Raw genomic sequence first — 14571 nt, 5'->3', positions numbered from 1 at the left:
GGAGTGAGCCCCGCGCTCGACGCGGCCGACGGCGGGAACGGCCCCTCGCGGCCCCCGCGACCGACGACTATTCCCGCGCGCGCCCGCAACGGAGGAGTGAAATGAGTAAGGAGTACATCGAGGTCCGCGGCGCCGAGGAACACAACCTCAAGGACCTCGACGTCCGGATCCCGCGCGAGGAGTTCACGGTCGTCACCGGGCTCTCCGGGTCCGGGAAGTCGTCGCTCGCGTTCGACACCGTCTACGCCGAGGGGCAGCGCCGCTACATCGAGTCGCTGTCCGCGTACGCCCGCAACTTCCTCGGGCAGATGGACAAACCGCAGGTGGAGTCGGTCGAGGGGCTCTCCCCGGCGATCTCCATCGATCAGAAGAACGCCGCGAACAACCCCCGGTCGACCGTGGGGACCGTCACCGAGCTCCACGACTACCTCCGCCTGCTGTACGCCCGGATCGGCACCCAGTACGACCCCGTCACCGGCGAGGAGGTCGGCGAGCAGTCCGCTCAGGACATGGTGAACCAGATCCTGGAGCTCCCCGAGGACACCCGCGCGAAGATCGCCGCGCCGGTCGTGCGCGACCAGAAGGGCGCGTTCGAGGACCTCTTCGAGGAGCTCGTGAGCGACGGGTACAGCCGCGTCGAGGTCGACGGCGAGCCGGTCGACCTGACCCTCGACGACCCGGACCTCGACGAGAACTACGACCACACGATCGACGTGATCGTCGACCGCGTGACCGTCTCGTCGGACGCCCGCTCGCGGATCACCGACTCCGTCGAGACGGCCCTCGAAGAGGCCGACGGCGCCCTCAAGCTGATCGTCCCCGACCCGCCCGAGGACGTGCCCTTCGCGTCGAACGCGCGCTCGACGGGGTCGCTCGCGGCCGACGCGGACGGCGACGACCGCCTCGTCGTGGAGTTCTCCGAGGAGCTCGGTAACCCCAACTCCGACGTCCAGTTCTCCGCGATCGAGACGCGCTCGTTCTCCTTCAACAGCCCGTACGGCGCCTGCCCCGAGTGCGAGGGGATCGGCTCGACGAAGGAGGTCGACGAGGACCTCGTGGTCGAGGACCCCTCGAAACCCCTCAAACACGTGTTCGAGCCGTGGAGCTACGACCGCACCTACTACTCCCGCCAGCTCGACAACGTCGCCGACCACTTCGGCGTTGACCTCGACACCCCGTTCGAGGAGCTCGACGAGGGGATTCAGCGGCAGTTCCTCTACGGCACCGACGAGATGGTCCACTTCGAGTGGACGACGAAGAACGGCACCCGCGAGAAGACCGAGAGGTTCGAGGGGGTCATCCCGAACCTGGAGCGGCGCCACGTGGAGACCGACTCCGAGCGCGCCCGCGACCACATCGAGGAGTACATGGCCGTGACGACCTGCCCCGAGTGCGAGGGGACGCGCCTGAAAGAGCAGTCGCGGCACGTCCTCGTCGCCGGCACGTCGATCACCGACGTGAACGAGCTGTCGATCGCCGAGGCGCGCGAGCACTTCGAGGGGATGGAGTCGGAGCTCAACGAGCGCGAGACGACCATCGCCGAGGAGATCTTAAAGGAGATCCGCGCGCGGCTCGGCTTCATGGAGGAGGTCGGCCTGGAGTACCTCACGCTCGACCGCGAGGCGTCGACCCTCTCCGGCGGCGAGAGCCAGCGCATCCGGCTCGCCACGCAGGTGGGCTCCGGGCTGGTCGGCGTCCTCTACGTCCTCGACGAGCCCTCCATCGGCCTCCACCAGCGCGACAACGACCGGCTGCTCGACACGCTCGAAGGCTTGCGCGACCTCGGAAACACCCTCCTCGTCGTCGAGCACGACGAGGAGACGATGCGGCGGGCCGACGAGATCATCGACATGGGCCCCGGCCCGGGCAAGCGCGGCGGCGAGGTGGTCGCGCAGGGCGACTTCGACGAGGTGGTCGCGACCGACGAGTCGGTCACCGCCGACTACCTCGCGGGCCGGAAGTCGATTCCGGTGCCCGACGAGCGCCGCGAGCCCGACGGCGAGCTCGTGGTGCGCGGCGCCCGCCAGCACAACCTGAAGGACCTCGACGTGCCGGTCCCGCTCGGCACGCTGACGACGGTGACGGGGGTCTCCGGCTCGGGGAAGTCGACGCTCGTCAACGACATCCTTTATAAAGGACTCGCCCGCGAGATGAACGACAACACCTCGGTCGACCCCGGCGAGCACGACGCGATCGAGGGGCTCGACGAGGTCGAGACGGTGCGGCTCATCGACCAGTCGCCGATCGGGCGGACGCCGCGCTCGAACCCCGCGACGTACACGGACGTGTTCGACCACGTCCGCGAGCTGTTCGCGGAGACGAAGCTCTCGAAGCGCCGCGGCTACGAGAAGGGCCGGTTCTCGTTCAACGTGAAGGGCGGCCGCTGCGAGGAGTGCGGCGGGCAGGGCACCGTCAAGATCGAGATGAACTTCCTCTCGGACGTGTACGTTCCCTGCGAGGAGTGCGGCGGCTCGCGCTACAACGACGAGACGCTCGACGTGGAGTACAAGGGGAAGACCATCGCCGACGTGCTCGACATGAGCGTGGAGGAGGCCCACGAGTTCTTCGAGAGCCACCGCGGGCTCGAACGCCGCCTGAAGCTCCTGAAGGACGTGGGGCTCGGCTACATGGAGCTCGGTCAGCCCTCGACCACCCTCTCCGGCGGCGAGGCCCAGCGCGTGAAGCTCGCCGAGGAGCTGGGCAAGCGCGCGACCGGCGACACGCTGTACCTCCTCGACGAGCCGACGACGGGGCTCCACAAGGAGGACGAGCGCAAGCTGATCGACGTGCTCCACCGGCTCGTCGACGCCGGGAACACCGTCGTCGTCATCGAACACGAGCTCGACCTCGTGAAAAACGCCGACCACGTTATCGACCTCGGCCCCGAGGGCGGTGACGGCGGCGGCGAGCTCGTCGCGGACGGCACTCCCGAGGAGATCGCCCGCGAGGACGCCTCGCACACCGGGCGCTACCTCCGAGACATGCTCCCGAAGGTCGACCTCGAAGGCCCCCGCGACGACCGCCGGAAGCCCGCGGTGGCCGACGACGACTGAGGCGGGAGCGCTCCGGTGGGGTTCCGCGCCTCGGATCGAACGGAGACGAAACTGAAATTTCCCGTCGTCGAGCGATACCGAGAGGAGGTATCGCAGATCGTCGGTCGCGATGTCGTATTTAAATAGCCGTGGGCGACGGCGACGAGCGCTTATAAAAGGAAAGTGCGGTGGCGCGCCTGCGAGCGGCCGCCACCGGCGGCCGCGAGCCAGCCCGCGAGGGACGCCGCGAACGCCCGGAGGGCGTGAGCGGCGAGGCTGGGGAGGCGTGAGGCTGCGGTCCCGCGAGCGACCGCAGGGAGCGAGCGGGAGTACGGAAGACGCAGCGCCGAGCGAAGCGAGGCGACCGTCTTCCGGCAGTGCTGTGCGGTGTGGGGAGGAACTTAAAGGGGCAGCCGTCGAGGGCGGTGTAGGCGACGTAAGCACCGGAATGAGGGAGCGCAGCGAGCGTACACCGCCCTCGACGGCTGGGGCTTTGGAAGCCCTCACCGCAGTAGCATCGATCACTTATAAACAACCGACGGCAACGTCGAGATTCCACTTATAAACTGCCCACTAAAGATGTACTACACCTACTCCCGCTATCGACCGTCGCGATCACTATAAGAAGCGAACGAAGCCGAGAGGTCACCTGCCGAGGGTCACCCCGCAGTCGGGCGACGACCGGACGATCCGGTCGCGCTCGCAACGACGAGGAGCGCGATCAGGTCGGCCGTGAGCGCCGCGACCGCGCCGAAGCGGAACAGGACCAACAGTCCGAGCACCGCGACCGCGAGCCCGACCGCGGCGCGACGAGCGCGGTCGGTGGTCGAAAGCAAGCGGGACACCTGAGCGCCGACGCCGACCTGCGCCGCGAAGAGGAGGACGCCGAACGGGGACACGGCTGGCATACGGCTCGATTCCGACCGAGCCAGTATGAATATGTCGGCGGGACGAAGAGCGCCGGAGCGGCCGGGGCGACACCCGCGACCCGCATCTTGATACCGCGGCGCGTCCTCCTCCGAACAATGCGAGAGATCACGACGGACGACGTGCCGGAGGCCCTCGGCCCGTACTCACAGGGGATCGTCTCCGGCGACACGGTCCACGTCTCGGGGAAGACGGGCGTGGACCCCGACACCGGCGAGGCCCCCGAGTCGGTCGCCGAACAGACGACGCAGACGCTCGAAAACGTCGCCGCGATCCTGGAGGCCGCCGGGACGACCCCGGACGCGATCGTGTCGGCGACCGTCTACCTCACCGACATGGACGACTACGACGCGGTGAACGGGGCGTACCGGTCGTTCCTCTCGGAACCGTACCCGGCGCGGACCTGCGTCGAGGTATCTCGACTTCCGGCGCCGCTCGACGTGGAGATCACGGTCACGGCGGAGCTCGACGGCGACTGAGCGGCATCTGCGGGCCGTTTCGGGGCGAAATTGGGAAAAGAGTTTTTACTTGTTACTCCTTCCCACACGCTCATGGAACGACGGTCGTTCCTCTCTGCGGGCGGCGCAACGGTCCTCGCGCTCGCGGCCGGACGCTTCTCCACCGCCGGCGACGCCGGCAGTCCCGCGACGGCGGTCGAGGCGTACTACCGGCGGGCGAGCGCGAGCGAAGACGCGGAGGCGTTCGCGGCGGACGTGACGGCCCTCGCACACCCCTTCTCTCCCCTGTCGCGCATCGCCGAAGACGTCCCGATGGCGTTCGACGCGGTCATCAGGCAGGAGCTCTCGGACGCCGCGGTCGTCGGCGAGGACGTCTCGCCCGACGAGATCCGGTCGATTTCGGGGTTCCTCGCGGCCTCGCTGACGGACGAGGAGATCGAGTCGATCGCGGCGGAGAACGCGGTCGTCTCGGCGACGGTCGTCGACGGCGAGGGCGAGGAGGCCGAGTTCCGCTGGCTCGTCGCGACCGACGACGACGAGTGGCGGCTCGTGTGGCCCGGCGAGCCGGAGGGGCCGGTGACGGTCGTCAGGGAGTACTACCGGCGGGCGGGCACGGCCGAGAATGCGACGGCGTTCGCCGCTGACGTCGAAGCGCTCGCGCACCCCGCCTCCCCGCTGGGCGAGGTCGCGGCCGACGTGCCGGGGCTCTTCGACGGGGCCCGACGGCAGGAGGTCGTCGCGGCCGAGGTCGTCGCGCGGGACGTGGACGCCGAGCGCGTCCGCGCAGTCTCCGACTTCTTCGGCGGGGCGGCGGACGACGAGACGGTCGAGGCCGTCGCAGCGGAGAACGCTATCGTCTCGGTGACGGTCGCCGCCGACGACGGCGACGAGTTCGAACTGGAGTGGCTCGTCGCGACCGACGACGGCGAGTGGCGGCTCGTCTGGCTCTGAGACGCGCCGTCGACGAACCGCCGCTCAGAACTTCTCCAACAGGTCGCCGTAGAACTCGCCGCCGCGGTCGTCCGCGAGCTTCTCGACGATGAGCTCCGGCGTCGACCGCGCGAGGTGCCCCTTCTTCGGCGAGCGGTTCACCCGGAGTTCGCCGTCGACGAGCCCCGCGGCCTCGATGCCGTCGACCGCGACTTCGAAGTCGGCGGCGTCGCGGATCTCGCGGGCGAGGTGGGAGACGAAGACGGCGGTCGCGTCCTGGTCGTCGAGCGCCTCCAAGATGCCCGCGATGATCTTCGCGGAGGCGCCGGGCTCGGTGATGGATTCGAGCTCGTCGACGAGGACGAGCCGGCCGTCGGCGCCGTCGACGAGGTCGCCGAAGTCGCGCAGCGTCGCCTCGAACGCGCCCGCGTCGAGGGTCCCCTGCGACTTCGCGTAGTAGTGGATCTCCTCGAACCGCTCGACCGTGGCCGACTCGGCGGGCACGGGGAGCCCCATCTGCGCGAGGACGACGACGAGGGCGACCAGATCGAGCGTGGAGGTCTTCCCGCCGGAGTTGACCCCCGACAGGAGCGTCGCGCCGGAAACGGCGTAGTCGACGGGCTCGACCGCCGCGAAGTCGACGTCGAGCAGCGGGGACCGGCCGCCCTCGATGCGGAAGCCCGGATCTGACGAGTCGGGGTCGACCACCTCGGGCATCGCGCAGTCGAAGTCGCGTGCGAACCGCGAAATCGCGAGCTCCACGTCGAGTTCCAACGCGTCGCGCACCAACTGCTCGACCGGCTCGCGGAGGTCGCCGAGGTCGCTCGCGAGGTCGGCCTTCAGCTTCGCCGCGCGGCGGTCCCGGGCCGCGGAGAGCTCGGTCCGGAGCCGCGAGACGGCGCTCTCGTCGTGGTCGACCGGGAAGGAGGGGTCGCCGCCGAAGACGCGCTCGGCCAGCTCCGCCTCCTCGGGCTCCAGGCGGAGCGCGTCGGCGAGGTGCTCGCGGGCGGCGTCGACCGCCGCGTCGTACTCGTCGGCCAGCTCGCGGTCCAAGAGGGAGTCGACGCGGGCGCCCTGCTCGACGAGGGAGAGGAAGTCGGTCCCCTCGATGGTGACGTCGCGCTCGCGGATCGCCTCGCGCAGGCGGTCGTCGGCGACGGACGCGGCGGTCGACACCGCGGCGTCGAGGTCGTCGACGGCGGCCGTAAGCCGGTCCAGCTCCGCGTCGCCGGCGATGGTGCCGTCGTCGTCGAGCCGCGAGAGCGCGTCGCGCAGGCGGTCGGTCTCGACCGGGGGGTCGGTGCCGGCGTCGCTCTCGCCGTCGGGATCACCTCCCGAGACGGGGTCGCCGGCCGCCGCGGCCGCCTCGTGGACCGCCGCGGCCGCCTCCAGCCGCTCGCGGTTCTCGGCGAAGAACGCGAGCAGGCGCTCGGGGACGGTTTCGGCGGGGTTTTCGAGGGCGTCAGGCCGCACGCTCACGTCGCCCTCCACGTCGAGGCCGGCGAACGACTCGTCCAAGACGATGACCGAGGCGTACGACCGGCCGAGCTCGGAGACGTCGCGCGCGTCCTCGACGGTCTCGACGGAGAGCTCCGGCACCTCGGCCTCGGCGCGAGCGAGCGTCTCGGCGTCGGCGGTGGCGAGGCAGCGGTCGCGGACGCGGACGGTCGGCGGGTCGGAGAGGGGCGCGCAGTCGGCGAGCGCCTCGCGGACCGCCGGGGCGGGCTCGCGGTCGGTCGCCTCGGCGGCGAACGCCTGCGCCTCCTCGATCCGCGAGGCCGACGCGCTCGGGTAGAACGTCTCCAGCCGCTTCGCCGCGTAGTCGGTGACGGTGCGCTCGCGCAGCAGGTCGATCGCCTCCCGGTACAGCTCGCGGGCGCGGTCGGTGGCCAGCACGCGCCCGTCGTCGCCGTGGCGGCGGCGGATCGCCCCGCGGGCGATGCGGGCCGCGCGAGCCTCGTTGACGCCCGGCGCGCGGGCGATGGCGGCCACGTCGCCGGACTCGACGGTCGCGGCCGGGTCGTCGAGCTCGCGTAAGGCCGCGGCCGTCTTGGCGCCGACGCCGGGGATCGCCTCCAGCTCCATCTACCCGCCGGTATCGCGGCAACGATGTAAAGCGTGCGGGTCGCTCCCGGGGTCCGCCGGTTCGGAAGCGCGGGACGACGGCGCCGGTTCCGCGTGCGACGGGCTTTTTCGCGCCCGCCGCGAACGCCGGCCATGAGCCGAAACGCGCGAGCGGCCGACGACGGGTCGCTCGCACCCGAGACGGCGGCGAAGGCTGCGAGCGCCCGCGACGCGCTCGGCGAGCGCGACGGGGTCCTCGTCGCGTTCTCGGGCGGCGTCGACTCGGCGGTGGTGGCCGCGCTGGCGCGGGACGCGCTCGGCGACGACGCCGTGGCGTGTACCGCCCGCAGCGAGACGCTCCCCGCGGCCGAGCTCGACGACGCGAAGCGGGTCGCCGACGAGATCGGAATCGACCACGAGACGGTCACGTTCTCAGAGCTGGACGACCCGAACTTCGTCGCCAACGACGGCGACCGGTGTTACCACTGCCGGACGATGCGGCTCGGCCGGATGTACGAGACGGCCAAAGGGCTCGGGATCGACACCGTCTGCGACGGGACGAACGCGGACGATCCGGGCGAGGGGCATCGGCCCGGGCTGCGCGCGGTCGAGGAGCTCGACGTGTTCTCGCCGCTGCTCGACGCCGGGATCTCGAAGGCGGAGGTCCGCGCGATCGCCGACGCCTACGACCTCTCCGTGGCCGACAAGCCCTCGATGGCGTGTCTCTCCTCGCGGATCCCGACCGGGCTGGAGGTGACTGAGGAGCGGCTGACCCGCGTCGAGAAGGCCGAGCGGGTGCTCCGCGAGTGGGGCTTTTCGGGGTTCCGCGTCCGCGACCACGACGGCCTCGCCCGCGTCGAGATCGCGCCAGACGAGCTGGAGCGCGCGCTCGACCCCGCCTTCGCCGACGCCGTCCACGAACACCTCACCGACCTCGGCTTCGAGTACGTCACCCTCGACATGGCCGGCTACCGGACCGGGAGCGTGAGTCCGGGCGGCGAGGAGGAGAGCGGTTCCGACGGCGCTGACGACGAGGCGAACGACGACGGCGACGAGTCCGTCGGCGTCGACCTCGGTCGGAGCTATCCGCGCTGAAGCGGATCCGGACGGACTCGGGCCTCCCTCTCAGCGTTATCACCCGAGAGAACCCGGGAGGAACGCTTATAAACCGTGTTACTGAACCGACAGCTATGCGCGAGGCACAGACGCTTGCGGTGATCGCCGGCGGCGTCGGCGGGACCGTCGGGGCGTTCGTCGGCGTCGCGGTCGGCGGGTCCGCGGTCTCGGTGACGCTGACGACCCTCGGGGTCGCGCTCCTCGTCGGCGTCGGGGTCATCGCGAGCGCGGTGATCGCCGGCGACGTGGAGTTCCTCGCCGACGCGGACGGCGAGTGACCCGTCGACCGCGCGCTTCAAGGCCCCGCCGGGACGAACGGGTGCCATGAGCCTCATCGCGTTCGACTTCGACGGAACGCTCTCCGACTCCGAGATGACGGTCTTACTCGCCGAGCGGGCCGGCGTCGCCGACGAGGTCGCCGAGATCACCGAGCGGGCGATGAACGACGAGCTCAGCTACGCCGAGAGCCTCTACCAGCGCGCGGAGCTACTGGACGGCCTCTCGGCTGCCGACGTCGAGGACGCGTTCGACGCCGTCCGGATCCGTCCCGGCGCCGCGCGCCTCATCGAGCGCTTACGCGACGAGGGGCACCACGTCGCCGTGCTCACCGGGGGGTTCGAGCGCGGCGTCGAGGCCGCGCTCGCCCGCGAGGGCGTCTCGGTGGACACGATAGTCGCCAACCGGCTGCCGACCGACGCAGACGGCGCGCTCACCGGCGAGGCGGAGGGGCCGCTCATCGAGGGGACGAAGGACGACGCGCTCGCCGACCTCGCGGCCGAGGCCGGCGTGCCGATGGCGGAGACGGTGGCGGTCGGCGACGGCGCGAACGACCTCCCGATGCTGGAGGTCGCGGGACTCGCCGTCGGCTTCGTCCCCAAGTCCGCGGTGCGCCCGGTCTGCGACTCGGTCGTCGCATCCATGTACCGGCTCGGAAAGGTGTTGGAGTCGCACGGCGTGCTCGCCGCCGAAGCGTGATCCCCGAACCGGTTTGGGCCGGAGATACCTGACCACGTTCGGCTGAAGGGTTAAAGAGAACTAGAGAGTACACGTAGACATGAGCGTCCTCGTTGGGGTGGTCCGATGCTGCCGACGCTGACGTATCTCCAGTTTCATCTCGTCTTCAGTCTCCCCGTCCTGGCGCTGCTGTGGTACGTCGCCCCGCGGTACGAGCCGGAGCGCCAGCGCCGGGCGGTCGCCGGGATCGCGATCCTCGTCGCTATCGCGTACGCCTACACCACGCCGTGGATCAGCTACATGATCCGACGGGGGGCGTGGGGATACGCCGACGGCGCCGTCGTCGCGCGGGCGCTGTCGATCCCGCTGGGGGAGTACCTCTTCTTCACGGTACAGACGGTCGTCGTCGCGTTCGCGCTCCACCGGATCGGCTTCGACCCGACGTTCCGGGAGGGAGACTTCGACCGCGCGCCGCGGGCCGCCGGGGTCGCCGTCGGCCTCGCGATGGTGCCGGTCGGGCTGGGGCTCGTTCGGCTCGACCCCTCGTTCCTGTACCTCGGCGGGCTGATCGCGTGGGTCGGGCCGGTCCTCGCGCTCCAGTGGAGCGTGGGCGGGGGGTACCTCGCGCGCACGCCTCGGCTGTGGGTCACGGCGACGCTGGTCCCGGCAGCGTACTTCTGGGTCGCGGACCGGATCGCGATCGGGATGGGGACCTGGTACCTGTCGCCGGAGCTGACGACCGGGATCGCGGTCCTCGGACTTCCGATAGAGGAGATGCTGTTCTTCGTCGCCGCGGGAGCGATGACGATCAACGGCCTCGTCTTGTTCGAGTGGGTGCTCGACTGGAACGACCGCCGGAGATCGGTCGCCGGGCCGTCGCCGTCCGGCGGAACCGAGCGCGACGTCTCCGGCCCGGAGGCGCCGGCCGACCCGGACCCAGACGTGGTCGATGACTGAGGCGTCCTCGGCGTCGACGGGCGCGGCCGACGCCCCTCCGGCCGAGGCTCGCGAGCGCGACGCCGGGGAGGCGTCGCCGGGCGAGCGAGCCGGGGCAGGAACGGCCGCCGCGAGCGAGCGCGTCGACCGGTGGTTCGCGCGCCGCCCGGCGCTGGCGCTGGCCGCGCTGCTGCCGATCGGCGCCGTGACCCCTCTGTTTCCGGTCGAAGTCGGCGTCGCGACGTTCGCGCTCGGCACCCTCGCCGTCGGGATGGCCCACGGCGCGGTCGACCACCTCGTTCCCCTCCGGGGCGCGCCGGGCGTGTCGCTTCGGCGGTCGATCGCGGTCGTCTCGGTCGTCTACGCGGTCCTCGGCGGCGCGGTCGTCGCCGCGTTCTTCGCCGCGCCCGTCGCGGCGTTCGTCGGGTTCATCGCGCTCACCTGGCTCCACTGGGGGCAGGGCGACGTGGCGACGCTCGCGATCGCCGGGGTCGACCACCTGCCCACCTCCGGGGAGCGGTGGCTCGCGCTCGTCGTCCGCGGCGGCCTGCCGATGGGCGTCCCCCTCCTCGCACACCCCGAGGAGTACCGGCTGGTGGCCGAGTGGATCGTCGGGCTGTTCCTCGTCGACCCCGGTGCGGCCGCGACCGCGGTCGACCCCCTCTTTGCGCCCGCGGTCCGGATCGGGGTCGGCGTCGGGATGGCGACGGCGACGCTGGCGTCGGTCGGACTGGGATACCGCCGGGTCCGGGACGGGCGCGACGCGGACGGCTCGCGGCGTGACCCGGGCGGCTGGCGGCGCGACGTCGGCGAGCTCGCGGTGCTGTGGGCGTGGTTCCTGCTCGCCGCGCCCGTGTTCGCGATCGGCGTGTACTTCGCGCTGTGGCACGCGCTCCGGCACGTCGGGCGGCTCGTCCTCGTGGACCCCGAGGCGGCGGGCGCGGCGTCCGCCGGCGACGCTTTCGGGGCGCTCGCTCGCTTCGGCCGCGACGCCGCGCCGCTCACGCTCGGCGGGTTTCTCGTCGTGGCCGCGGTCGGCGCGAGCGTCCCCGCGGGCGTCGCGGCGCCCGGCGACCTGCTGGCCGTGTCGCTGGTCGCCATCGCGGCGATGACGCTGCCCCACGTGGTCGTCGTGGCGTGGCTCGACCGGCGGCAGGGCGTCTGGCGGCCGGGCGCCGGCGTGTGAGGCGAGCGGAACGCGCGGTGCCGACACCGCACCGTTCTTTGTCGGCGGCGGCGTCTCTCCGATAGATGGACGATATCGCGATCCGCGACCCCCGGCCGGCGGACGCCGAGCCGCTGGAGGAGCTCATCACCTCGCACTTCAGCGAGGGGAGCTCCTACGGCGTCGACCTCGGGATCGGCGACCCGACGTACCACGTGCTGGTCGCGGTCGAGGCGGACGCGGGCGGCGGCGCCGAGGGGACCGAAGTCGAGAGCGACGGGGACGGCGAAGGCGACGGCGCGATCCTCGGCGTCATGGCGCTCCGCGAGTTCGACGACCCGACCGACGTGGCCGAGGAGATGTACTTCTTCGACGACCCCGACCTGCTCCCCGCCGCGGCGCTGTACGGGCACCTGGAGATGGGGTACGTCCGGGACGGCGCGACCGGTCGCGGGCTCGGGAGCCGGCTGCTCGGGCGGCTCCACGAGACCGGCGCGGAACGGGGCGTCGACCTGTTCCTCGCGGACTCGTGGTACCACGGCGGCGACGACTCGCCGGAGCGGCTGTTCGACGCGCACGGCTACGAGACGGTCCACCGCGATCCGATCGAGCGCCCCGCGGCGGAGTGTCCGAAGTGCGAGGAGACGTGTACCTGCGAGGGCGCGCTCGCCGTGCGGCGCGTCGACGGGGGAGGAAGTGCGGGCGCAGCCGAGGCGGGCAAATGAACCACGACCGCGTCCACGCCCGGGAGCCGTCGCACCACGTCGACCGGTGGACGGTCGGCGTCGTCGAGTCGATGGGCGAGCGCGACGGCCACTGCGTCGTGACGGTCCGACCGGTCGCGCCGGAGGGTGAAGCGGGAGACGAGCCAGCGGAGGACGCGGACCGCGGAGAGCCGGTCGAGCTGACGCTCACGCTCGCCGTGCGGGACCTGTTCGTGAGCCGGCTCCCGATCGACGACGGCGAGTCGCCGATCGGCGAGCGCGTCTGGTATCGGAAGCGGGGCGGGTGAGCGGGCTGGGTAGGTGAGCGGATAGAGCGAGTCCCCGCCGGCGTCGACGCCGCTACTCCAGCTGGTGGTAGTCCAGCTCGTGGCCTTCGTCGAGGGCGGCCTGGACCGCCTCGCTCGGCTCGTCGACCGGCTCGGTGCGGAGTCGCATGCCGCCCACGTCGGCGGCGTCGAAGTAGACGTTGCGCCGCCAGTCGCCGTCGACGTCGGGGTAGTCGGTGCGGAAGTGGGCGCCGCGGGACTCCTCGCGTTCGAGCGCGCCGCGGAGGACCGCCTCGGCGGCGACGGTCATGAATCCGAGATCGACCGCGAGTTCGAACGACTCGCTCGTGACGGGTCCGACGTCGAGATCGGTCGCGCGGTCGCGGACGGCGGCGAGGCGGTCGAGCCCCTCCCGGAGCGACGCCTCGTCGCGGAGGATCCCGGCGTGGTCCCACATCAGCTCGCGGAGGTCGGCGAGCACCGCGCCCACGTCGTGTTCGCCGTCGTTGTTCGCCATCGCGCGCAGCTCGCGGAAGTGCGGCTCGACGAGCGACTCGCGGAGGTCGTCCGGGACCGTCCCGGGGCCGTCCGCGCGGTCGGCGATCCGCTCGCCGGCGACGACGCCGTACGCGACGGTCTCGGCCAGTGAGTTCCCGCCGAGGCGGTTGGCGCCGTGGACGCCGGCCATCGTCTCACCGATCGCGAACAGGCCGTCGACGTCGGTCTCGCCGTGATCGTCGACGGCGACGCCGCCCATCCCGTAGTGGGAGGTCGGCGCCACCTCGACGGGTTCCTCGGCCATGTCGACGCCGAGGTCGTGGAACCGCTCGGACATCCGCGGGAGGCGCTCTTGGATGAACTCCGCGTCCCGGTGGGAGATGTCGAGGAAGACGCCGCCGTTCTCGGTGCCGCGCCCCTCGGCGACCTCCTGCGCGATGGCCCGGGCGACAACGTCGCGGGCGTCGAGCTCCATCTGATCCGGCGAGTAGCGCTCCATGAACCGCTCGCCCTCGGCGTTGAACAGGCGACCGCCCTCGCCGCGGACGGCCTCGGTGACGAGCCGGCCGCTCCACGGCGCCCACTCGGGGTCGTCCTCGTCGACGGCCATCCCCGTGGGGTGGAACTGTATGAACTCCATGTCCATCAGCGACGCCCCGGCGTCGTACGCCAGCGCCGCGCCGTCGCCGTTGTTCTCGTCGTCTCTGGAGGTGTGCCGGTTGTAGATCGCCGCGTGACCGCCGGCGGCGAGGACGACCGTCCCCGCGTTGAACAGGACGAACTCGCCCGTGTCCATGTCGAAGCCGACGGCGCCGTGGACCGCGTCGCCGTCCGAGACGAGCTTCGTGATCATCACGTTCTCGCGGTACGGGACCGACAGCTCCTGCGCGCGATCGACGAGCGCGTTCAGCATCGACTCCCCGGTGTGGTCGCCGGCGAACGCCGTCCGCCGGAACGACTGCGCGCCGAAGAAGCGCTGGTCGATCTCGCCGTCCTCGGTGCGGGAGTACGCCATGCCCCACTCGTCGAGTTCGCGGAGCCGCTCCGGCATCTGTTCGGTCACGGTCTCGACCTTCGCCGGGTCGTTGACGAAGTGACCCTCGTTGAGGGTGTCGGCCGCGTGGATCGCCGGCGAGTCCTCGGGGTCGTGCGTCACGAGCGCGCCGTTGATCCCGCCGCGGGCCCACGTCGTGTGCGCGTCGCCGTGGCCGCGCTTGCCGAGGACGAGCACGTCGTCGACGCCCCGCTGGGCGAGTTCGATCGCGGCGCGGGCGCCCGCTGCGCCGGCGCCGACGACGAGGACGGAGACGTCCTCGCGGTCGTATTCGACCGGCTCGGCGTCGATCGGTTGGCGTTCGCTCATACCGTAGGGGAGGGGCCGGACACGGGTAAGCCTCACGCGCGTGTGCGCGCACGCGAGGCAGAGCGGAGCCCGAGTCGCCGGCGACCTGCGAGAGAGGCGATGCGCGCTGCTGACGGCCCGTGAGAGACGCGTCGGTG

General features: G+C 71.6%; 13 protein-coding genes. 10 read left to right on the top strand and 3 right to left on the bottom strand.

The features are described from left to right. Positions 1 to 101: 101 nt before the first annotated feature. The gene (uvrA, locus tag C470_RS09305; protein WP_008366803.1) at positions 102 to 3053 is read left to right on the top strand and encodes an excinuclease ABC subunit UvrA; all 2952 of its coding nucleotides are present in this window, start codon (positions 102 to 104) and stop codon (positions 3051 to 3053) included. A 638-nt stretch (positions 3054 to 3691) separates the two neighbouring features. Here the strand turns inward: uvrA and C470_RS09300 are convergent. Next, on the bottom strand, positions 3692 to 3940 hold the full coding sequence (locus C470_RS09300; RefSeq protein WP_004599322.1) for a hypothetical protein: 249 nt from the start codon (positions 3938 to 3940) through the stop codon (positions 3692 to 3694). Between the two features lie 117 nt (positions 3941 to 4057). On the opposite strand from C470_RS09300, the gene C470_RS09295 reads away from it, so the two are divergent. Continuing rightward, entirely contained in the window at positions 4058 to 4438 is a 381-nt protein-coding gene (locus C470_RS09295) for a RidA family protein (protein WP_008366801.1), read from the top strand. A gap of 72 nt (positions 4439 to 4510) precedes the next feature. Continuing rightward, positions 4511 to 5368, top strand: a complete 858-nt coding sequence (locus tag C470_RS09290; RefSeq protein ID WP_008366800.1) for a hypothetical protein — start codon at positions 4511 to 4513, stop codon at positions 5366 to 5368. Between the two features lie 24 nt (positions 5369 to 5392). On the opposite strand, the gene C470_RS09285 is transcribed toward C470_RS09290, so the two are convergent. Then, on the bottom strand, positions 5393 to 7432 hold the full coding sequence (locus C470_RS09285; RefSeq protein ID WP_008366798.1) for a MutS-related protein: 2040 nt from the start codon (positions 7430 to 7432) through the stop codon (positions 5393 to 5395). A 132-nt stretch (positions 7433 to 7564) separates the two neighbouring features. On the opposite strand from C470_RS09285, the gene larE reads away from it, so the two are divergent. The 7 genes from larE to C470_RS09250 all read left to right on the top strand — a co-directional run bounded on the left by larE (position 7565) and on the right by C470_RS09250 (position 12594). After that, entirely contained in the window at positions 7565 to 8506 is a 942-nt protein-coding gene (larE, locus tag C470_RS09280) for an ATP-dependent sacrificial sulfur transferase LarE (RefSeq protein ID WP_008366796.1), read from the top strand. Between the two features lie 95 nt (positions 8507 to 8601). Then, positions 8602 to 8805, top strand: coding sequence for a hypothetical protein (locus C470_RS09275; protein ID WP_004599317.1), 204 nt, complete (start codon positions 8602 to 8604; stop codon positions 8803 to 8805). A 46-nt stretch (positions 8806 to 8851) separates the two neighbouring features. Continuing rightward, complete coding sequence (serB, locus tag C470_RS09270; RefSeq protein WP_007345624.1) at positions 8852 to 9502, top strand: phosphoserine phosphatase SerB; 651 nt, start codon at positions 8852 to 8854, stop codon at positions 9500 to 9502. 105 nt (positions 9503 to 9607) lie between these two features. Continuing rightward, positions 9608 to 10438, top strand: a complete 831-nt coding sequence (locus C470_RS09265) for a lycopene cyclase domain-containing protein (RefSeq protein WP_008366792.1) — start codon at positions 9608 to 9610, stop codon at positions 10436 to 10438. Then, positions 10431 to 11603, top strand: a complete 1173-nt coding sequence (locus C470_RS09260; protein WP_008366791.1) for a Brp/Blh family beta-carotene 15,15'-dioxygenase — start codon at positions 10431 to 10433, stop codon at positions 11601 to 11603. Before C470_RS09265 ends, C470_RS09260 begins: the two co-directional genes overlap by 8 nt. A 65-nt stretch (positions 11604 to 11668) precedes the next feature. After that, positions 11669 to 12307 (top strand): GNAT family N-acetyltransferase, encoded by a 639-nt coding sequence (locus C470_RS09255; RefSeq protein WP_008366789.1) that lies wholly within the window; start codon positions 11669 to 11671, stop codon positions 12305 to 12307. After that, the gene (locus C470_RS09250) at positions 12304 to 12594 is read left to right on the top strand and encodes a DUF7861 family protein (protein WP_008366788.1); all 291 of its coding nucleotides are present in this window, start codon (positions 12304 to 12306) and stop codon (positions 12592 to 12594) included. The genes C470_RS09255 and C470_RS09250 overlap by 4 nt, the downstream gene beginning before the upstream one ends. A 52-nt stretch (positions 12595 to 12646) precedes the next feature. On the opposite strand, the gene C470_RS09245 is transcribed toward C470_RS09250, so the two are convergent. Further along, positions 12647 to 14434: an L-aspartate oxidase gene (locus C470_RS09245; protein WP_008366786.1), complete on the bottom strand. Its 1788-nt coding sequence runs from the start codon at positions 14432 to 14434 to the stop codon at positions 12647 to 12649. Positions 14435 to 14571: the final 137 nt, after the last annotated feature.

The sequence above is a fragment of the Halorubrum distributum JCM 13561 genome, from assembly GCF_000337395.1.
Classification (GTDB): Archaea; Halobacteriota; Halobacteria; order Halobacteriales; family Haloferacaceae; genus Halorubrum; species Halorubrum distributum.
This window is presented reverse-complemented; position numbering and strand designations above follow the sequence as displayed.